The 18,559-nt window shown below is 67.1% G+C and carries 18 protein-coding genes; 13 read left to right on the top strand and 5 right to left on the bottom strand.

Annotated elements, in window-relative coordinates:
* Positions 1-20 precede the first annotated feature (20 nt).
* The 9 genes from ABR323_RS09230 to ABR323_RS09190 all read left to right on the top strand — a co-directional run bounded on the left by ABR323_RS09230 (position 21) and on the right by ABR323_RS09190 (position 8,984).
* Positions 21-650, top strand: a complete 630-nt coding sequence (locus tag ABR323_RS09230; RefSeq protein ID WP_439449062.1) for a ParA family protein — start codon at positions 21-23, stop codon at positions 648-650.
* Positions 651-687: 37 nt separating this feature from the next.
* The gene (locus ABR323_RS09225; protein WP_439449061.1) at positions 688-1,164 is read left to right on the top strand and encodes a SixA phosphatase family protein; all 477 of its coding nucleotides are present in this window, start codon (positions 688-690) and stop codon (positions 1,162-1,164) included.
* A gap of 4 nt (positions 1,165-1,168) precedes the next feature.
* A complete protein-coding gene (locus ABR323_RS09220) occupies positions 1,169-1,789 on the top strand; it encodes a YceI family protein (protein WP_135271867.1) in 621 nt (206 codons plus the stop codon).
* Positions 1,786-3,837, top strand: coding sequence for a phospholipase D family protein (locus ABR323_RS09215; RefSeq protein ID WP_439449060.1), 2,052 nt, complete (start codon positions 1,786-1,788; stop codon positions 3,835-3,837). The genes ABR323_RS09220 and ABR323_RS09215 overlap by 4 nt, the downstream gene beginning before the upstream one ends.
* Positions 3,838-3,847: 10 nt before the next feature.
* Positions 3,848-4,282 (top strand): hotdog fold thioesterase, encoded by a 435-nt coding sequence (locus tag ABR323_RS09210; protein ID WP_135271869.1) that lies wholly within the window; start codon positions 3,848-3,850, stop codon positions 4,280-4,282.
* Positions 4,283-4,402: 120 nt separating this feature from the next.
* On the top strand, positions 4,403-5,194 hold the full coding sequence (locus tag ABR323_RS09205; RefSeq protein ID WP_439449059.1) for a lysophospholipid acyltransferase family protein: 792 nt from the start codon (positions 4,403-4,405) through the stop codon (positions 5,192-5,194).
* A 7-nt stretch (positions 5,195-5,201) separates the two neighbouring features.
* A complete protein-coding gene (locus tag ABR323_RS09200; RefSeq protein ID WP_439449058.1) occupies positions 5,202-6,236 on the top strand; it encodes a YheT family hydrolase in 1,035 nt (344 codons plus the stop codon).
* Between the two features lie 56 nt (positions 6,237-6,292).
* On the top strand, positions 6,293-8,362 hold the full coding sequence (locus ABR323_RS09195) for a tetratricopeptide repeat protein (RefSeq protein WP_439449057.1): 2,070 nt from the start codon (positions 6,293-6,295) through the stop codon (positions 8,360-8,362).
* Between the two features lie 10 nt (positions 8,363-8,372).
* Complete coding sequence (locus tag ABR323_RS09190; protein WP_439449056.1) at positions 8,373-8,984, top strand: YbhB/YbcL family Raf kinase inhibitor-like protein; 612 nt, start codon at positions 8,373-8,375, stop codon at positions 8,982-8,984.
* Between the two features lie 110 nt (positions 8,985-9,094).
* On the opposite strand, the gene ABR323_RS09185 is transcribed toward ABR323_RS09190, so the two are convergent.
* The 3 genes from ABR323_RS09185 to ABR323_RS09175 form a co-directional block, all read right to left on the bottom strand.
* Positions 9,095-9,571, bottom strand: coding sequence for an META domain-containing protein (locus ABR323_RS09185; RefSeq protein ID WP_439449055.1), 477 nt, complete (start codon positions 9,569-9,571; stop codon positions 9,095-9,097).
* 140 nt (positions 9,572-9,711) lie between these two features.
* On the bottom strand, positions 9,712-10,539 hold the full coding sequence (locus ABR323_RS09180; protein WP_439449054.1) for an META domain-containing protein: 828 nt from the start codon (positions 10,537-10,539) through the stop codon (positions 9,712-9,714).
* 73 nt (positions 10,540-10,612) lie between these two features.
* On the bottom strand, positions 10,613-11,407 hold the full coding sequence (locus ABR323_RS09175; RefSeq protein WP_135271875.1) for an undecaprenyl-diphosphate phosphatase: 795 nt from the start codon (positions 11,405-11,407) through the stop codon (positions 10,613-10,615).
* 219 nt (positions 11,408-11,626) lie between these two features.
* On the opposite strand from ABR323_RS09175, the gene glnA reads away from it, so the two are divergent.
* The 4 genes from glnA (at position 11,627) to ABR323_RS09155 (ending at position 16,099) form a co-directional block, all read left to right on the top strand.
* Entirely contained in the window at positions 11,627-13,036 is a 1,410-nt protein-coding gene (gene glnA / locus ABR323_RS09170; protein WP_004134320.1) for a type I glutamate--ammonia ligase, read from the top strand.
* A gap of 295 nt (positions 13,037-13,331) precedes the next feature.
* Complete coding sequence (locus ABR323_RS09165; RefSeq protein ID WP_004134334.1) at positions 13,332-13,670, top strand: P-II family nitrogen regulator; 339 nt, start codon at positions 13,332-13,334, stop codon at positions 13,668-13,670.
* Between the two features lie 22 nt (positions 13,671-13,692).
* Complete coding sequence (locus tag ABR323_RS09160; RefSeq protein WP_135271876.1) at positions 13,693-15,120, top strand: ammonium transporter; 1,428 nt, start codon at positions 13,693-13,695, stop codon at positions 15,118-15,120.
* 232 nt (positions 15,121-15,352) lie between these two features.
* Positions 15,353-16,099, top strand: a complete 747-nt coding sequence (locus tag ABR323_RS09155) for an N-acetylmuramoyl-L-alanine amidase (RefSeq protein WP_439449053.1) — start codon at positions 15,353-15,355, stop codon at positions 16,097-16,099.
* Between the two features lie 43 nt (positions 16,100-16,142).
* Here the strand turns inward: ABR323_RS09155 and ABR323_RS09150 are convergent, their stop codons facing one another.
* Both ABR323_RS09150 and ABR323_RS09145 read right to left on the bottom strand, forming a co-directional pair.
* Positions 16,143-16,844 (bottom strand): LytR/AlgR family response regulator transcription factor, encoded by a 702-nt coding sequence (locus ABR323_RS09150; RefSeq protein WP_439449052.1) that lies wholly within the window; start codon positions 16,842-16,844, stop codon positions 16,143-16,145.
* A complete protein-coding gene (locus ABR323_RS09145; RefSeq protein WP_439449051.1) occupies positions 16,832-18,541 on the bottom strand; it encodes a histidine kinase in 1,710 nt (569 codons plus the stop codon). Before ABR323_RS09145 ends, ABR323_RS09150 begins: the two co-directional genes overlap by 13 nt.
* Positions 18,542-18,559 lie beyond the last annotated feature (18 nt).

The raw sequence follows: 18,559 nt of genomic DNA, 5'->3' as shown, positions 1-18,559 counted from the left end.
TACCCGGAAGCGAGGCTGGCATGAAGACGATCCTGGTGGCCGGTTCCAAAGGCGGGGTGGGCAAGACCACCGTCGCCACCCACCTGGCCGCGTACGCGGCATTGCAGGGCAAGGCCACGGTGATCGCCGATGCCGACCCGCAGGGCTCCAGCACCCGCTGGGCGCAACGGCGTGCCGGGCTGGAAAGCGCGGTGCTCCCTATCGATGTGTATCGGAAGAAGCAGTGGGCGCAGAAACTGCCCGACGGTACCGAAACCGTCATCATCGACGCGCCGGCCGGTGCGTTGGCCGACGATATCCCCCATTTCCTTGACGCTGCCGACGCGGTGGTGGTGCCGGTGCTGCCCTCGGCGCTGGACATCGAAGCCATCGTCGGGTTCCTCAACAGCCTGGCCCAGAACCCGCGGGTACACAGCCGCAAGCTGCCGGTGGGGCTGGTCCTCAACCGCACCAAGCCGTGGACCCAGACCTCGCAGCAGGCCCTGCAGATGCTCGGCGACTGGCCCTACCCGGTGATCGCCCAACTACGCGACAGCCAGAGCTATGTGGTCATGACCGGCCTGGGTCGCAGTCTTTTCGATTACCGCTCCGCCCAGGTGCGCGAGCACCAGGCCGACTGGGAGCCCTTGTTGTCCTGGCTGAAGCTGTAAACGTCGTAGGTATCCACCCCTTTACTGGAATCCCGCAATGCGCGAACTGATCCTGCTCCGCCACGCCCATGCCGAACCGGCCGTTTCCGGCCAGGCTGATCTCGACCGGCCGTTGTCGCCGGTGGGGCTCGCCGAAGCCGAAGCCGCCGGCAAGTGGCTGAAGGAGAACAACCTGCTGCCGGACTGCGTGCTGTGTTCGCCGTCGCGGCGCACCCGCGAGACCCTGGAAGCGGTGATGGCGGCCATCGGCTATGTCGAAAAGCGCCTGGAAGACCGCATCTACGAGGCCACCCCCGGCACCCTGGCGGCGCTGGTGGATGAACGTCGTGACCTCGACCGCGTGCTGGTCGTCGGCCACAACCCGGGCCTGGAGCAGCTGGTGGCGCTGATGACCGACGGCACCAGCAGTGATTACCGCGGCATGCCGCCGGGCGGCGTGGCCGTGCTCGGTTTCCCCCGCGAGGCCTCGATCGAGCCGGGCGTGGCCAGCCTGAATGCGTTCTGGTGGCCGTGATCCGATGAGCCTGGCGCGGCGCAGCCGCTTCCTGCTGCTGCCCGTGCTGCTGGCATCCGGCCCGGCCTGGGCCGCGGCACCGCCGCCTACGGCATTGCCACCGGTGGTTGCCGAGGCGCACCGCGTGCTGCACCTGGATACCCAGCGGTCGAGGATTGGATTCGAGGTGCGCACCCGCTTCGGGCAGCGCATCGAGGGGGTGTTTCCACACTTCGAGGGACGCATCGAGATTCTCTCCGACGGCCGCCACCAGGTGCACCTGAAGATGTTCACGCGCTCGGTCGAGATTCCCGGCAAGCCGCGCTACACCGGCTGGATGCGCGGCGACGAGTTCTTCGATGCGGGCCGCCATCCGGTGGTGGAATTCGACTCCGTGCCGTACTGGCCGGAGACCGTGGAGGAGGGGGGTGACATCAACGGCAGGTTGACCCTGCGCGGGATCAGCCACCCCGAGTCGCTCAAGGTAGAGAAGGCGGACTGCGCCCGACCCGGCTATGATTGCGACGTCGTCAGCCGCGGTACCGTGCAACGAGGCCGGTATGGCATGGAAAGCTGGCAGCTTGCCTTGAGTGACCGAGTGACCTTCGTATTGCGTGCGCGCCTGAGCGAGGCGCCGAAACCGTGAACCTACTGCTGCGTGTACTGGCGCTGGCAACCGTGTTGCTGGGCAGCGGTTGTGCATCGCTGTCCCATGCCGAGCGCGACCGTGCCGAAGCGATTGCCGTGCAGGCGCGCTCGACCGAGGTCGATTGCCAGCGCGCCGACCGTTGTGCGCTGGATTCGCCGCTGCGGGCCCTGGCTGGCCGGGCGTTCTCCGAATCCACCCCGGAACGGCCGCAGCACTACGCCACACTGCTGGATGAGGGCGAGGGTGCGCTGGTCGCGCGACTCAACCTGCTGCGCAGCGCCACCCGCAGCATCGACCTGCAGACCTACATCTTCGACAAGGACGACAGCGCCCGGCTGGTCATCGACGAGCTGCTGGCCGCATCCCGGCGTGGGGTCAAGGTGCGGGTGCTGATCGACCAGTTGTCGGCCATTTCCGACCTTGAGATCCTCGGTGCGCTGTCCGGTGCTCACCAGAATTTCCAGCTGAGGGTCTACAACCCGACCTTCGGCAAGGCACGCCTGAACTACTTCGACTACGCCGGCAGCGTGCTGTGCTGCTTCCGTCGCTTCAACCAACGCATGCACAACAAGCTGCTGGTGATCGACGATGCGATCGGCGTGGTTGGTGGCCGCAACTACCAGGACGACTATTACGACTGGGACCGCGAGTACAACTTCCGCGACCGTGACGTTCTGATCGCCGGGCCGGAAGCGCGGGCGATGGCCGCCAACTTCGATGCGTTCTGGCGTGCGCAGCGCAGCGTGCCGGCCGAGCGCCTGAACGACGTGGGCCGTACCCTGCTGCGCCAGGGCGTGCCCACGTTGCCCCCGGCCGCCTTCCGCCGTCCGGAGCGAGTGCAACGGGTCAGTGCCGAAGCCAACGACATCGACTTCGTCACCCGTTCCTTTGTCGATACCGCGCTGCCGGTCGCCTCGGTGCGCTATGTCGCCGACCTGCCGCGCAAGCATCGCCGTGAGAAGGCCGATGCCCCCCTGGCCGGCCAGCACGTGACCGAACCGCAGCTGGATGCGCTGATCGCCAGCGCGCAGAAGGAAGTGATCCTGCAGACGCCGTACCTGGTGCTGTCCAAGCCGGCGCAGAAGCTGTTCCGCGAGCTGCGCAAGCGTCCGCAGCCGCCGCGCGTGCTGGTGTCCAGCAACAGCCTGGCGGCCACTGACAACCCGATCGTGTATGCGCTGTCGTACAAGTACAAGCGGCGCAACATGCGCGAACTGGGCTTCAACATCTTCGAGTACAAGCCGTTCCCGCTGGATGCGCCGGTCGATTACCGCAATCTGCTGCCCGACCCGATTACCGCGCCCGACGGCGAGGACGACGGTGGCCGCAATCCCCTGATCGGCGGCAGCGCGGCGGGCAGCAACGCGCGCGGTGGCAACGATGGCGCTTCAAGCGGGATGGGCAAGCAGGGGCCGGTGAACCACCCGCGCACCGGCAGTGCATACCAGAATGCCCGCGAGCGCCGCCGGGCTGCTGGCAGCGAGGTTGAAACCCGCTTGCTGCGTACCGAGACACGGCCGTCGTTCCTGGGCAGCAAGGCGGTCAACAAGCCACTGCCGGTCACCCGCAAGGGCGCGCGCATGGGGTTGCACGCCAAGTCGCTGGTGGTCGATCGCCGCATCGGCGTGGTCGGCACCCACAATTTCGATCCGCGCAGCGAGAACTACAACACCGAAGGTGCGGTGATCATCGACGACCCGGCCTTTGCCGAGGAGCTGGCGCAGAGCATCCTGCGTGACATCCACCCGCAGAACTCGTGGACGGTCGCGCCGCGCGCCAAGCCGCCGGTGCTGTCGGGGCTGAATTACAGCGTCGGCAAGGCCTCCGAAGCGCTGCCGATCCTCGACTTCTGGCCGTGGCGCTACGCCACCGACTACGAGTTCAAGCCCGGCCCGGACTGCCCGCAGCCGCTGCCGAGGCAGGACCCGGATTTCCATCGCTGCTACAGCGCCGTCGGTGACTTCCCCGAAGTCAACGTCGGGCCGAAGTGGCTGCTGGTGCGCATGCTGACCGCGTTCGGCGCCGGCCTCGTTCCCATTCTTTGAAGGTGCCCGCATGACCCAGGTGTTCCGCGAAGCCGTTTCCATCGAGCAGCTCAACGCGCTCAGCCGCAACACGGCGATTGAATCGCTGGGCATCGTCTTCAGTGCGGCCGGCGAGGACTGGTTGCAGGCCACCATGCCGGTGGACGAACGCACCCGCCAGCCATACGGCATCCTGCACGGCGGCGCCTCGGTGGTGCTGGCCGAGACCCTGGGCAGCAGTGCCGGCAACCTGTGCGTTGATCCTGCAAAACAGATCTGCGTGGGCCTGGAAATCAACGCCAACCATGTGCGTGCCGTGCGTTCGGGTACGGTCACCGGCACCGCCCGCGCGCTGCACGTAGGCCGCAGTACCCAGCTGTGGGAGATCCGCATCGAAGACGAGCAGGGCCGCCTGGTGTGCATCTCGCGGCTGACCCTGGCGGTGGTGGCGGCCGGCCACGGTTGAGCCCCCGGAGGGGGCGTTGACGGCAGCGGAACCCAGCGTTCCCCGCCGATTGCCCCGGTCAATGGCGGTTATGGCCTAAATCGGCTGGCAGCTGCTGCGGCGCTCCGGTATCGTGCGCGGATGACTTCCCCCACTCCGGCCCCCCGTGGCGGCGTGGCGCGTGTGTGCCGTTACCTGTACCGCGTACCGCTGCTGTTGGTCCACATCACCGTGTTCCTGCCGTTGATCCTGATCGGCATGCTCCCGCCGTGGGGCGAGCTGCGCGTGGGCGAGGATACATTCGGGGCCAAGGTGGTGAACTGGTGGCAGGGCGGGCTGATGTGGATCTTCGGCTTCCGCCTGTCGCAGATCGGCAGGCCGCTGCCGGGCGCCGTGCTGTTCGTCGCCAACCATGTCAGCTGGGTCGACATCTCCATCCTGCACAGCCAGCGCATGATGGGCTTTGTCGCCAAGCGCGAGATCGCCAGCTGGCCGTTGGTTGGTTGGCTCGCCGCGCGCGGCCAGACCATCTTCCATCAGCGTGGCAACACCGAATCGCTCGGTGGGGTGATGCAGGTGATGGCCGATCGCCTGCGTGCCGGCAAGGCGGTCGGCGTGTTCCCGGAAGGACGCACGCGCGGCGGTCACGAAGTGGGGCCGTTCCATGCCCGCATCTTCCAGGCCGCGGTTGAAACCGGCGTGCCGGTGCAGCCGGTGGCGCTGGTGTACGGGACGAAGGGCGACGCACAGACCATCGTCGCGTTCGGCCCGGGCGAGAGTTTCGCCGCCAATTTCCTGCGCCTGCTCGGTGAGCCGGCGCGGCATACCGAAGTGCATTTCCTGGAGCCGATCGGTGCCCAGGATCTGGAAGGCCGTCGACGCATCGCGGAAACCTCGCGCGCGCGCATCGTGGCGGCCATGAGCACGCAGTGAGGGTGCGGTGGCCCTGATACCGCCACCTGTCCTGGACGCCGGTACGCCGACGCTGCATGCGGCTGACTACCAGCCGCCGCGTTGGCTGCGCAATCCGCACCTGCAGTCGATGCTCAGCTCCAGCCGCATGCGCCTGCAGCGCGGCCTGCTGCTGCTGGCCGCCACCGGTGCCGTCAGCGAAGAGCTGATCCTCGATGGCGGTGATGGCGTACGCCTGCAGGGCTGGCACAGTCATGTCGAAGGCCGCGAGCCGAAGGGCGTCGCGCTGCTGCTGCATGGCTGGGAAGGCAGTGCCGAATCCAGCTACATGCGCATGGCCGCCGCGCGCATGATCGAACAGGGCTTCGACGTGGTGCGGCTGAATTTCCGCGATCACGGCAATACCCACCATCTCAATCGGGGCATCTTCCACTCCAACCTCATCGATGAAGTGGTGCATGCCGCTGGCGATGTCGCCCGGCGCTGGCCGGACCTGCCGCTGGTGGCGGCCGGCTACTCGCTGGGCGGCAATTTCGTATTGCGGCTGGCCCTGCGTGCGCCGGCGGCCGGCGTGCCGCTGCAGCAAGTGGCCGCCGTCTGCCCGGTGCTGGATCCGGGGCTGACGATGGAGAACATCGAGAACGGTCCGGCGATGTACGACTGGTATTTCCGCCGCAAGTGGGCCGGCTCGCTGCGGCGCAAGCGCGATCTGTTCCCCGAACTGACCGACGTCGACGACCGCGTGCTGAATCTGGACATCCGCGCGCTGACCGCCTGGCTGGTCGAGCGGCACACCACCTTCGGTTCGCTGCAGGCCTATTTCGACGGGTATTCCATCGCCGGCGACGGACTGTCCACGCTGCAGGTGCCGGCCGACATCCTGATGGCCAAGGATGATCCGGTGATCCCCTATGCCACTTTCAGCGATTGGCAACTGCCGCAGCAGGCACGGTTGGAAACCGCCTGCTGGGGGGGGCACTGCGGCTTCCTGGAAAACTGGCGCGGCGATGGCTTCTCCGAGCGCTGGGTGGCGCAGCGCCTGCAGCGGGTGCTGCAGGCCTGAACCGGCACCGGTGCGCAGGCCGCTACAATGCGGGTTTGCACTTGAACCGGACTGCCATGCAAGACCAGATCATCCAAGCGTTGCGCCAGAACCAGGCCGACCAGGCCGTGCAGCTGGCCCAGGCGTGGACCCGTGATGAACCCGGCCAGGCCGAGGCCCACCGCTGGCTGGCGCTTGCGCTGCAGCAGCAGGGCAACGCCGCGGCCGCGATGGAGGCCCTGCAGCAGGCGCTGCAGCTGGCGCCGGACGATGCCCAGCTGCACCTGCAGCATGCTGGCCTGCTGCTGGCCCTGCGCCAGTTCGAAGGGGCTGACGAAGCGTTGGCGCGTACGACCGGCCTCGATCCGAACTCCTTCTCCGCCTATGTGATGCAGGCGCACCTGGCGATCGGCCGCAACGACTTCGACGAAGCCCAGCGCCTGTCCACCCTGGCCTCGCGCGTCGAGCCGGACCATCCGGAACTGCTGACCATCGACGGCATGATCGCGCTGCGCCGTGACGACCCGGATCGCGCACTGACGCTGCTGTCGGCGGCCAACCAGGCCCAGCCCAACGACACCCGCGTGCTCTACGCGCTGGGCTTTGCCTACCTGGGCAAGGACATGCTGGCCTTCGCCGAGCAGGCCTTCCGCCGCGTGCTGGAACTGAACCCGGCGATCACCTCGCTGCATGGCCTGGTGGTGCAGCTGGCGCTGCGCCAGGACAACCTGGAGGCCGCTGCCGAAGCGATGCAGATCGCCCTGCAGCAGGAAGGCCTGGATACGCCGTCGATGCGCCGCCTGGCCGGTGAACTGGCCCTGCGCGGTGGCCAGCCGCTGCAGGCGCTGGAGCATCTGCTGCCGTTGCTGGAATCGCTGCCCGACGACCGTCAGGTACTGCAGCTGCTGCTGATGTCGTGGCAGCGCCTGGGCCGTGAAGACGAGGCGCGCGCACGCCTCGACGCCGCGCTGGAGCAGCATCCTCAGCTGCATGACCTGTGGCTGGCACGGCTGGCCGTGGAAGAGGTGGGAAGCCCTACTGCCGCTACTACCGTCGAGCGCTGGATGGAGACGATGCCGGGTCACCTGCCGGCGCTGGAAGCACGCCTGCGCCTGCACGACATGGTGGGCGAGCACGAGCAGGCCGAAGCGATCGCCGAGCGCATCGTCAGCCTCGAGCCGGGCCGCGTGAGCGGCGAAACCCGTCTGGTCGAAGGCCTGCTGCAGCGCGATCCGGCCGCAGCCGTCGCCCGCGTGCAGGCACTGATCGACATGGCACCGGAAGGTCATCGCGCCGACCTGCGCACCTGGCTGGGTGAAATCCAGGATCGGGCCGGGCAGCCGGAGGAAGCGCTGAACACCTGGCTGGCACTGCAGGCCGAGCAGGCACCGCAGCGCCTGCCGCTGCCGCCGCAGGCCAAGGCGCCGCCGAGCTGGCCGGACAAGGGCGAGATCGACGGTGATGCCACCTCCGCGCCGATCTTCCTGTGGGGCGCACCGGGTTCGGGCGTGGAACGCGTGGCGACCGGCCTGGCGGCCGCCAGCCCGGTGCTGCGCAGCGACCGCTATACCTCCAACGCACCTGATGATGCGTTCCAGAACTACCACACGCTGCAGGACCTCGCGTCCGGCGTGCTGACCCCGGAGCGGCTGGTGCAGCGCTGGCGCGAGCAGTTGCCGTCGCGTGGAATCCAGGGTGACGCCGTCATCGACTGGCTGCTGTGGTGGGACAACGCCCTGCTGTGGGCGCTGCGCCCGCAGTTGCCGCAGGGTCGCCTGCTGGTGGTGGTGCGCGATCCGCGCGACATGCTGCTGGACTGGGTGGCCTACGGTGCCGCCGCACCACTGGCGATGACCTCGCTGGCCGAAGCCAGCGAATGGCTGGCGCGCGCACTGGCCCAGGTCGCCACCCTGCACGAGGACGACCTGTATCCGCAGGTGCTGCTGCGCATCGACCAGATCGGCAACGATCCGCAGGCGATGGCCGATCTGCTGGGCCGCCTGTTCGAGCGACCGATGCCGCCGGCCGCCCAGCTGGGCGCGCCGCGCTTCCCGCCGGGGCACTGGCGCACCTACCGCGACGTGATGAGCGCCGCTTTCGCCAAGCTCACCCCGATCGCGGTGCGCCTGGGTTACCCGGAAGAGTGAGGAGACGCCGATGCAACTGAGCAGCCAAAGCCTGACCAACGGCGCGCCGATCGACCGCGAATTCGCCGCCGGCGATGCGGCCGGCTTCGCGCCGGATCGCAACCCGCACCTGGCCTGGAACGGCGCGCCGGAAGGCACGTGTTCGTTCCTGCTGGTGTGCGTGGACCCGGATGTGCCGACCGTTCCGGAAACGGTCGGCCGCAGCGACATGAGCGTGCCCCGCGACCAGCCGCGCTGCGATTTCGTGCACTGGGTGATGGCCGATATCCCGGCCTCGGTGCAGGAGATCGCCGCAGGCAGCTGCAGCGACGGTTTCGTGGTAAAGGGCAAGCCGGCACCGGCCGGCCCGGCCGGCAGCCGTCAGGGCCTCAACGATTTCACCGGCTGGTTTGCCGGCAATCCGGACATGGCCGGCGACTACCTGGGGTATGACGGCCCGTATCCGCCGTTCAACGACGAACGCGTGCACCGCTACTTCTTCCGCGTGTTCGCGCTGGACGTGGCTTCGCTGGACCTGCCGCCGCGCTTCACCGCTGCCGACGCCTACCGCGCCATGCACGGCCACGTGCTGGCCGAAGCGGCGCTGCATGGCACCTACACGCTGAATCCGGCGTTGGCCTGATACCGGGCTTCGGGTAGAGCCGGCCGCTGGCCGGCATCCGCTGTATGTGGAAGCCGGCCAGCGGCCGGCTCTACCCGCCAACGAAGAAGGGCGGCCAAGTGCCGCCCGCCTCATTTCACCGGCAGCGGTACCGGGCTGAACATCAGCGCATCGCCGTGACCGTTGCGCAGCAGCAGGCGGCCACGTTCGTCCAGCGCAAGCGTCATCTCTGCCCGTGCATTCACCAGCGTGCCGGCCACACGTTCCTGCTCGGCCACCTCGTCGCGGATGCAGGCGGCGGTGGTCATGATGCCGCCTTCCAGAACCAGTTGGTTGTCCTGCAGGTGATAGGCGCTGCTCGACCCGTTGCACAGATTCAACTCGCTCATGAAGCGGCCCTGGAAGCGCAGGGTGTACGGCGCCCGGCCCCTGACGAACAACGCGTCGATGCGTTTGCCCTGCGCGTCGGTGGCGCGCGCCAGTTGCCACAGGTGGGCCTCAAGCTGTGCGGTGGTGGGTGTGCTGGCGGCGTATGCCGTGCTGCTGCCAATGCCAATGCCAATGCCGATGGCCAGCAAAGCCAGTGCGAGCATGTACGTCCGTTTCATGCCGATCTCCCTGATGCATGTGGGTAGTGCCGGCCGCTGGCCGGCACCTTCCCCGTGTCGCCGCAGCTGTGTGCAGCAGCCGGCCAGCGGCCGGCTCTACCCGCAACGAAGAAGGGCGACCTCGCGGTCGCCCTTCTGCATTACTTTTTCTCGATGGCCGACTCGACCACCATGTCCAGCACGTACGCCTGCGACGGCGCATCGGCCGGCGGGTTCTTCACCTCGTAGCGCTTCACGCGCACCACGTTGCGCACGCCGTCTTCGTGGGTGTAGCCCTCGATGTTGCCGTAGAAGTTCTCGAACTCGCCCGGCTTGCCCTGCTTGAGGCCCTTGTCGTCGAACTTGACCTCACGCACCTGCAGGCACTGGTAGTCCGGGATCAGCGGGTGCGAGCACTTCGCGGTCTTCGCGCCCACTTCCAGGAACACCGTCTCGCCGGCGCCGCCGTAGCGGGTTTCAGCGGTCGGTTCCGGGTTGAAGACCAGCTTGTCGCCCTTGGCGTTGGTCAGGGTCAGCTTGCCATCAGCATCCTGCTCGGCCTTCAGCTCGCCCTGCAGGCGGCTCGACACGGCCTCGTCCAGCGCCATCAGCGCCTTGTCGGTGCAGGCCATCATGGTCGAGGCCATCGCACTGACCGTCAGCTTGCCGTCGGCCAGGGTGTAGCCGCCACCCATGTGGTTGCAGGCGTTGCTGACCGACAGGCGGCCATCAGCGAAGTCCAGGGTGACCGGCTTGTCTTCGCGGGCGAACAGCGCATCGATGCGCTTGCCGTCGGCGGCGGTGGCCTGCTGCAGCAGCCAGTGCTGGCTCTGCAGGCGCTGCGCGTCCAGGTGCGCCAGCGTCTGCTGGTCTGCTGCCTTGGCCGCGGCCGGGGCCACGTCGTCACCGCCGGTGCCGGCCGGGGCCGGGGTCTGGCTGCAGGCGGCCATCAGGGCCAGCGGGAGGAGCAGGGTGAGCTTGTGGTTCATGGTGATTCTCCTTGGGGAACCGTGGGGGAAACGGGGTGGGGCCGGCAGTGGGGTTACCGTGCCCCGGCGCTGTTCAGCTGCCGGACGGCAACCACAGCAGCAACGCCGCGCCCAGCGCGATGCGGTAGAGGGCGAAGGCGGTGAACTTGTGCGACTTGATGTAGCCCATCAACCACTTCACTACGACGAAGCCGGTGACGGCTGCGGCAAGGAAGGCCACGCCGACCTCGGTCCAGTTCTCGCTGGCCAGGTTTCCTTCCTTGGCCAGTTCCAGGAACGTGTAGGCACTGGCGGCGAACATGGTGGGAATGCCGACCAGGAACACGAACTCGGCCGCAGCCGCGCGGCGGCTCAGGCCCAGCAGCATGGCCAGGAAGATGGCCGAGGCCGAACGCGAAGTGCCGGGGAACACGCCGGCCACCACCTGCGCCAGGCCAACGCCGATGGCCACCGTCCAGGTCACCTGGTCACGGTCCGGCAGGCGCGCAGTGAAGGCCTCCACCAGCAGCATCCAGATGCCGCCGATGATCAGCGCCCACGCCACCGGGCTGACCGTTTCCGGCAGTGACCAGCCGGCCTTGCGCACCACCAGCCCGACCACCGCAGTGACCAGGAACGCGGCGCCCAGTTTGAACACGTAGTCGCGGTTCTCGCGCTGGTTGAAACCGGTGGCCAGCTGCAGCAGGCGCTGTCGGAACACCAGCACCACGGCCACGATCGCACCGGCCTGGATGATGATGTTGAAGAAGTCCGATCGCGCGCCCAGCCAATGCTGGGCAATCAGCAGGTGGCCGGTGCTGGAGATCGGCAGGAATTCGGTCAAGCCTTCGAGGATGCCCAGCAGCAGGGCGGAGAGCAGGTCGGACATGGACTGTGCGGGCGTTGGCGGTGGAAGAAGGTCGAAAGGATAGACGATCCCTGCTGCACCAAACGGGTGCGTCCGGTCCTGCGTGCACTCATTTGGTGCGCACCGTTTCGCACCGGATCGGCGCGCCCTTTTTGAAATCAACAACTTGCGGCGTGCGAAAAGTTGGCACGGTCATTGCTGTACCTCAGCAGGCATTCATCCCCATCCGAGGTCGTACCGATGTCCGTGGAAAACGTAGAAAAGCTGATCAAGGACAACCAGATCGAGTTCGTCGATCTGCGTTTCGTCGACATGCGTGGTGTCGAACAGCACGTGACCTTCCCGGTCAGCATCGTCGAGCCCTCGCTGTTTGAAGAAGGCAAGATGTTCGATGGCAGCTCGATCGCCGGCTGGAAGGGCATCGCCGAATCGGACATGGTGCTGCTGCCTGATACCGCCAGCGCCTACGTCGATCCGTTCTATGCCGATCCGACCATCGTCATCAGCTGCGACATCCTCGACCCGGCCACCATGCAGCCCTACGGCCGTTGCCCGCGCGGCATCGCCAAGCGCGCCGAGTCGTACCTGAAGTCCTCGGGCATCGCCGAAACCGCCTTCTTCGGCCCGGAGCCGGAGTTCTTCATCTTCGATTCGGTCCGCTTCGCCAATGAAATGGGCCACACCTTCTTCCAGGTCGATTCGGAAGAAGCGGCATGGAACAGCGGCGCCAAGTACGACGGCGCCAACAGCGGCTACCGTCCGGGGGTGAAGGGCGGCTACTTCCCCGTGCCGCCGACCGACACCCTGCACGACCTGCGCGCCGAGATGTGCAAGACCCTGGAACAGGTCGGCATCGAAGTGGAAGTGCAGCACCACGAAGTGGCCACCGCCGGCCAGTGCGAAATCGGCACCAAGTTCAGCACCCTGGTGCAGAAGGCCGACGAACTGCTGCGCATGAAGTACGTCATCAAGAACGTGGCGCACCGCAACGGCAAGACCGTCACCTTCATGCCCAAGCCGATCGTCGGCGACAACGGCAGCGGCATGCACGTGCACCAGTCGCTGTCCAAGGGTGGCACCAACCTGTTCTCCGGTGACGGCTACGGCGGCCTGAGCCAGATGGCGCTGTGGTACATCGGCGGCATCTTCAAGCACGCCAAGGCCATCAACGCCTTCGCCAACTCGGGCACCAACAGCTACAAGCGCCTGGTGCCGGGCTACGAAGCGCCGGTGATGCTGGCCTACTCGGCCCGCAACCGTTCGGCCTCGTGCCGCATTCCGTGGGTGTCCAACCCGAAGGCACGCCGCATCGAAATGCGTTTCCCCGATCCGATCCAGTCGGGCTACCTGACCTTCACCGCGCTGATGATGGCCGGCCTGGACGGCATCAAGAACCAGATCGACCCGGGCGCACCGAGCGACAAGGACCTGTACGACCTGCCGCCGGAAGAAGAGAAGCTGATCCCGCAGGTCTGCTCCTCGCTGGACCAGGCCCTGGAAGCGCTGGACAAGGACCGCGAGTTCCTGAAGGCCGGCGGCGTGATGAGCGATGACTTCATCGACGGCTACATCGCGCTGAAGATGCAGGAAGTGACCAAGTTCCGCGCGGCCACCCACCCGCTGGAATACCAGCTGTACTACGCAAGCTGATCGGGCGGCTGGGGAGCTGCCGGGCGGGCCCCGGCTCGCCGGGGTAGAGCGGGCCGCTGGCCCGCTGCATTGGAAACGCGGGCCAGTGGCCCGCTGATCCAGGGGCAAGAGAAAGACCGGATACGCGACCAGGGCCGCCCTCCCTCCCGCGTCGGTCGTGCAAGGAGAGAGGCACGGCCGTCCCGGCCCCTTACGTGTCCGGTGCAACAGCCACGGCCATCACCCTGATGGCCCGTGGTTGCCTGATGCCATCGCGCGCTGGCGCGCTGGCCCCATCCACCCTCGGGACATGCGCATGAAACTGATCTCCGCCATCATCCGACCGTTCAAGCTCGACGAGGTCCGCGAGGCCTTGTCCGATGCCGGCGTGTCGGGCATCACCGTGACCGAAGTAAAAGGCTTCGGTCGCCAGAAGGGCCACACCGAGCTGTATCGCGGTGCCGAGTACGTGGTCGACTTCCTGCCCAAGATCAAGATCGAAACCGTGGTCACCGACGAGCGTGCCGACGCGGTGATCGAAGCGATCCAGTCGTCTGCAGGCACCGGCAAGATCGGCGACGGCAAGATCTTCGTCACTGCCGTCGAGCAGGTCATCCGCATCCGCACCGGCGAAATCGGCGCCGACGCGCTGTAAGCCCCCTTCCGGAGACTCCCCCATGAAGATGCGCCTTCTCACCGGGTGGCAAGCCCGGTTCCATATCGTGTGCCTGCTGATGCTGCTCAGTGCACTGGCCGCGGGTGCCTGGCCGGGCAGTGCCCATGCCCAGGTGCAGGTGTCGCCGCTGCCGAGCGAAACCGTGGCGGTCGAACCGCTGCAGGAGCCGGTTGCCGCCGCAGCCGCCGTTGCTGAAGCGGCGGCTCCTGCTTACGACCATGGCGACGTGGCCTGGATGCTCACCTCCACCCTGCTGGTGCTGCTGATGGTGGTGCCCGGCCTGGCATTGTTCTATGGCGGCCTGGTGCGTTCGAAGAACGTGTTGTCGGTGCTCAGCCAGATCCTGGTGGTGTTCTCGCTGGTGCTGCTGCTGTGGGTCGCCTACGGCTACAGCGCGGTGTTCAGTGCCGGCAATCCATTCTTCGGCTCATTCACCGAATTCGCCTTCCTCAAGGGCTTCACACCTGACTCGGTGGGCAACACGCCGATCAAGGGCTTGCCGGACTACCTGTTCGTCGCCTTCCAGTCGACCTTCGCCGGCATCACCACCGCGCTGATCGTCGGCGCCTTCGCCGAACGCATCAAGTTCCGCGCGGTACTGCTGTTCTCGGCACTGTGGTTCACCCTCAGCTACATCCCGATGGCGCACATCGTCTGGGGTGGTGGTTACCTGGGCGAGATGGGCGCGATCGACTTCGCCGGTGGCACCGTCGTGCACATCAACGCGGGTGTGGCCGGCCTGGTTGCTGCGTGGTTTGTCGGCAAGCGCCTGGGTTATGGCCAGACCGCGCTGAAGCCGCACAACGTACCGTTCACCTATATCGGCGCGATGCTGCTGTGGGTGGGCTGGTTCGGCTTCAACGCCGGTTCGGCAGCAGCGGCCGACACCGTCGCCTCGCTGGCCTTCCTCAACACCGTGCTGGCCACCGCCGCCGCCGTGCTGGGCTGGACCCTGGTGGAAGCGATCAGCAAGGGCAAGCCCTCGGCACTGGGCGCAGCATCCGGCGCTGTGGCCGGTCTGGTCGGCATCACCCCGGCCTGTGGCACCGTGGGACCGCTCGGCGCGATCGTGATCGGCTTCGTTGCCGGTGTGGTCTGCGTGTGGGGCGTGACCGGCCTCAAGCGCCTGCTGAAGGTGGACGACACCGCCGACGTGTTCGGTGTGCATGGCGTGGGCGGCATCGTCGGCGCGATCCTTACCGGCGTGTTCAGTGCGCAGTCGCTGGGCGGCACCAAGGCCGATCTGGATATCGCGCACCAGGTCTGGGTGCAGGTGGTCAGCGTCGGCCTGACCGTGGTGTGGTCGGCGGTGGTGACCACGCTGATCCTGCTGGTGGTGCGCAGTGTGGTGGGCCTGCGGGTGACCGAAGAGGCCGAACGCACGGGCCTGGATGTGACCTCGCACGGTGAATCTGCCTACGAGGCCTGATGTAGCGACGCACTGACGTGGTGGGTGCCGACCGTTGGTCGGCACTTCTGCTGTCCTGGTGGTTGCCAAGCTTGCTTGGTCGGCGGCCCAGCCACGCATGGCGTGGCTCTACTGTGCTTCCGCTGGCCCATCCACGCATGGCGTGGATCTACCGTATTGCTCTTCGGTGGGTGCCGACCGTTGGTCGGCACCGCCGCATGCATCATCCGGCCTGATCGCGCACAATCGGGCCATGCACCCGATCCGCACCGCCCTGATGCTCTCGGCCTGCCTGTTGCTGGCCGCCTGCGCGTCCACGCCGCAGGAAACCCGCAACCCGCTCGCCACCTGGGTGCCATCGCCGAACCAGAACGCGCGCACGCCGGTCATCATCGTCATCCACCACACCGAGCAGAAGTCGGTGCAGCAGAGCCTGCATACGCTGCGTACCGCCAATAGCGGCGGGCGGGTCAGCGCACACTACCTGATTGGCGCCGATGGCCATCGCTACCAGCTGGTGGCCGATGAACGCCGCGCCTGGCATGCCGGCTCAGGACGGTGGGGCACCATCACCGATCTCAACTCGGCCTCGATCGGCATCGAGCTCGACAACGATGGCCGCAGTCCTTTCCGCGCAGCGCAGATCGAATCGCTGATCGTGCTGCTGCGCGACCTCACTGATCGGTTGAACATCCCGCCGCGTCAGGTGATCGGTCACGCCGACCTGGCACCCACCCGCAAGCAGGACCCGAGCCGGTTCTTCCCGTGGCAGCAGCTGGCTGAAGCCGGGTTCGGGGTATGGCCGCGCGCAGCCGACGGTGCCGCACCGGAAGGCTTCGATGCGTGGAATGCGCTGGCCCGCTTCGGCTATCCGCTGGACAATCGCGAAGCCACCGTTGCCGCCTTCCACCGCCGCTTCCGTGGCCGCGACGACCTGCCGAAGACACTGGATGCCGAAGACGCCCGCATCCTGCACTCGCTGCTGCTGCAGACCCCCTGACCTATGCCCAGCGCGCGTCCCCACTAGTGCCAGGCCATGCCTATTACCCCAATCCCAACGCAGCACGCAGCGCGGCCACATGCGCTCGGCCAACAGGCAGCTCGCTGCCATCGCTCAACACCAGCCAGTAGCGGCTGCCGGAGCCGGCATGCAGCGTAAGCACGTGCTGCAGATTGACCAGATGCGATCGGTGGCAGCGGACGAAATCCGCAGGCAGCACGTTGGCCAGCGCGGCCAGCGATTTGTCATGCAGTTCACTGCGGCCATCGCGCATGCGCACCTGGCTGTAGTCACCGTCGGCCCCGATCCACATCACGTCGGCCAACTCAACGGTTGCGGTACCCTGCGCACGCCAGATACCCAGATAGCGCGCGCGCCCCGAACGCACGCCACCGCTATCGAGCAACCGTTCCAATGCCTGACCAAGACGTTCGCGCGAGAACGGTTTGGGAACGAAGTCGAGCACACCGTGCTCGAAGGCCAGCAGCGCACGATCACGGTGGGCCGACACCACCACGCACTGGTAGCGCCCGGCCACTGCACGCCGCAACAGCTCGAAACCATCGTCACCGCCCAGGTTGAGGTCCAGCAGCAGCCCGTCGTACACACTGCGTTGCAGACGATCTCCGGCTGACTCGAGGTCGGCCACGGCATCGAAGCGCGCACGCGTTCCGGCCAGTTCGCTGCACAGGCGCAGCAGGCGCTGGCGCACCAGCGGTTCGTCCTCAACGATCAGGATGCGCATGTCAGCTCGATCCGGCCGCACCAGCGGTCGCCTTCGGCGCCCTGCGCGAAGGCCCAGCCGCCAGGAAAGGCGGCGGCCAGGCTGGCCTCGATATAGCGCGTACCGGTGCCACGGCCACGATGCGCGGCCGTACCACGCGCACTGCGCAGCTCCAGCACCCATCGGACATCGTCGCGCTGCACGCGCAGATGGAACGGCTGCAATGCGCAGGCCATCGCGCCGGCATGGGTCAATGCGTTCTCCACTTGTGCATGCAGGATGCCCGGCGGCAGCGACAGCACCGTATCCTCACCCTCCACCTCGAGCACCATGCGCTGGTCCAGTGCCAGCCCCACGGTGTCCAGATGGCTGCGGCACAAGGCCAGCTCCTCCTGCAACGGAACACTCTGGCGGCTGCTGCTGTCGCGCAGGCGATCGAACTGGTCGGCCAGCGACTCCACCAGGCGGCTCGCGCGCTGCGGTGCCTGCTCGATCAGTTCCTGCAGGCAGGTCAGCGTGTTCATCAACCAATGCGGCTGGATTCCCCGTTGCAACAACTGCAATGACAGGCGTGCGCGTTCTTCGCGCAGCAACGCGTTGTGCCGGTCCAGCGCTTGCAGCTGCGCCGCGTGACGCAGCAGCAGGAACACCATCAACACCGCCAGCAGCAGAAAGTAGGGCCCATCAAGGAACGCGCCACGCGCGACCAGCAACGCCAGCAGGCCGGCCAGCAGCAACGCGAGGATTGGCCATCGATCTTCCGCTTCGCCACGCGCGCGCAGCAGCAGCCATGCCGAGGCCAGCAGGCTCAACAACAGCACCGCTGCCGAGCGCGTGTCAAAGCCGGGCAGGCTGATGGCCAGCGCCGCGATCATCGCCAGATAGAGCAGGCCACCGGCGCGCGGCACCGCCACGCCGAAGCGCCGCGCCAGATAGGCCGGCAGCAGCGCGGCCGCTGCCACGTGCAGCACCAGCAATGCGACCAGACGCGGACCGTGCCACGGGTAGTCATACCCCAACAGGGAGCGCCACGCTTCCACGGCCGGCAATGCCAGCCCCACCACGCCCAGTGCAAGCAGCAGGCGCGCACCCGGCGTGCGTGTCTGGCCGCGCAGCACCGACAGGAAATACAGGCACGCCGCCGCCAATGCTCCTGTGGCGAAGGCAGCGATCAGCCATGGCAGGATGATCTGGCCATACATCACGGCGGCAGGTGCGATCAGCACCATCGCATCGGCAGCATGCAGGGTGAAATGCTGTCGCTGGCTCGATGCAAGCACGACCAGCTCATCGTTGGCATTGCCTGAAACGGGAGGGAGCACGTGGACGAGATCGACGCGTCCCGGTTGCTCTTCTTCAGCGGTGCGACCCACGACGCCATTGCTGATCCAGGGCGTGCCATTCCAGTACAGCTGGCTGGCCGCGCGCAGTGACAGCCGCAGTGTGCGTCCATCATTGTCGGGGCCGGTTGCCGCCGGCACCTGCCAGCGCAGCCAATAGGGGCCACGCCACTCCGCCAGTTGCTGCTGGTCCAGCGGCTGCCAGTCGAGGTTCGCCGGTGGGCGCGTCGGCAGAGCGTCCGATGCGTCTACTCGCGCAGTGGCCATCTGCGCGCCCCGCACAACCACCATTCCCGGGGGCGGCGTCGACACGATCAGCCATGCCGCCACGGCCGCAAGCAGGACAGCAAGGACAGCCAGGGTTCGTGTGATCTGCATGGTGGCCATCCTATCGGT

The organism is Stenotrophomonas sp. ATs4 (genome assembly GCF_051861585.1).
Taxonomy (GTDB): Bacteria; Pseudomonadota; Gammaproteobacteria; order Xanthomonadales; family Xanthomonadaceae; genus Stenotrophomonas; species Stenotrophomonas maltophilia_AS.
This window is presented reverse-complemented; position numbering and strand designations above follow the sequence as displayed.

Coding starts and splice junctions, on each gene's coding strand:
- ABR323_RS09230 (WP_439449062.1), top strand. CDS start 21: ATGAAGACGATCCTGGTGGCCGGTTCCAAAGGCGGGGTGGGCAAGACC.
- ABR323_RS09225 (WP_439449061.1), top strand. CDS start 688: ATGCGCGAACTGATCCTGCTCCGCCACGCCCATGCCGAACCGGCCGTT.
- ABR323_RS09220 (WP_135271867.1), top strand. CDS start 1,169: ATGAGCCTGGCGCGGCGCAGCCGCTTCCTGCTGCTGCCCGTGCTGCTG.
- ABR323_RS09210 (WP_135271869.1), top strand. CDS start 3,848: ATGACCCAGGTGTTCCGCGAAGCCGTTTCCATCGAGCAGCTCAACGCG.
- ABR323_RS09205 (WP_439449059.1), top strand. CDS start 4,403: ATGACTTCCCCCACTCCGGCCCCCCGTGGCGGCGTGGCGCGTGTGTGC.
- ABR323_RS09195 (WP_439449057.1), top strand. CDS start 6,293: ATGCAAGACCAGATCATCCAAGCGTTGCGCCAGAACCAGGCCGACCAG.
- ABR323_RS09190 (WP_439449056.1), top strand. CDS start 8,373: ATGCAACTGAGCAGCCAAAGCCTGACCAACGGCGCGCCGATCGACCGC.
- ABR323_RS09185 (WP_439449055.1), bottom strand. CDS start 9,571: ATGAAACGGACGTACATGCTCGCACTGGCTTTGCTGGCCATCGGCATT.
- ABR323_RS09180 (WP_439449054.1), bottom strand. CDS start 10,539: ATGAACCACAAGCTCACCCTGCTCCTCCCGCTGGCCCTGATGGCCGCC.
- ABR323_RS09175 (WP_135271875.1), bottom strand. CDS start 11,407: ATGTCCGACCTGCTCTCCGCCCTGCTGCTGGGCATCCTCGAAGGCTTG.
- glnA (WP_004134320.1), top strand. CDS start 11,627: ATGTCCGTGGAAAACGTAGAAAAGCTGATCAAGGACAACCAGATCGAG.
- ABR323_RS09165 (WP_004134334.1), top strand. CDS start 13,332: ATGAAACTGATCTCCGCCATCATCCGACCGTTCAAGCTCGACGAGGTC.
- ABR323_RS09160 (WP_135271876.1), top strand. CDS start 13,693: ATGAAGATGCGCCTTCTCACCGGGTGGCAAGCCCGGTTCCATATCGTG.
- ABR323_RS09155 (WP_439449053.1), top strand. CDS start 15,353: ATGCACCCGATCCGCACCGCCCTGATGCTCTCGGCCTGCCTGTTGCTG.
- ABR323_RS09150 (WP_439449052.1), bottom strand. CDS start 16,844: ATGCGCATCCTGATCGTTGAGGACGAACCGCTGGTGCGCCAGCGCCTG.
- ABR323_RS09145 (WP_439449051.1), bottom strand. CDS start 18,541: ATGCAGATCACACGAACCCTGGCTGTCCTTGCTGTCCTGCTTGCGGCC.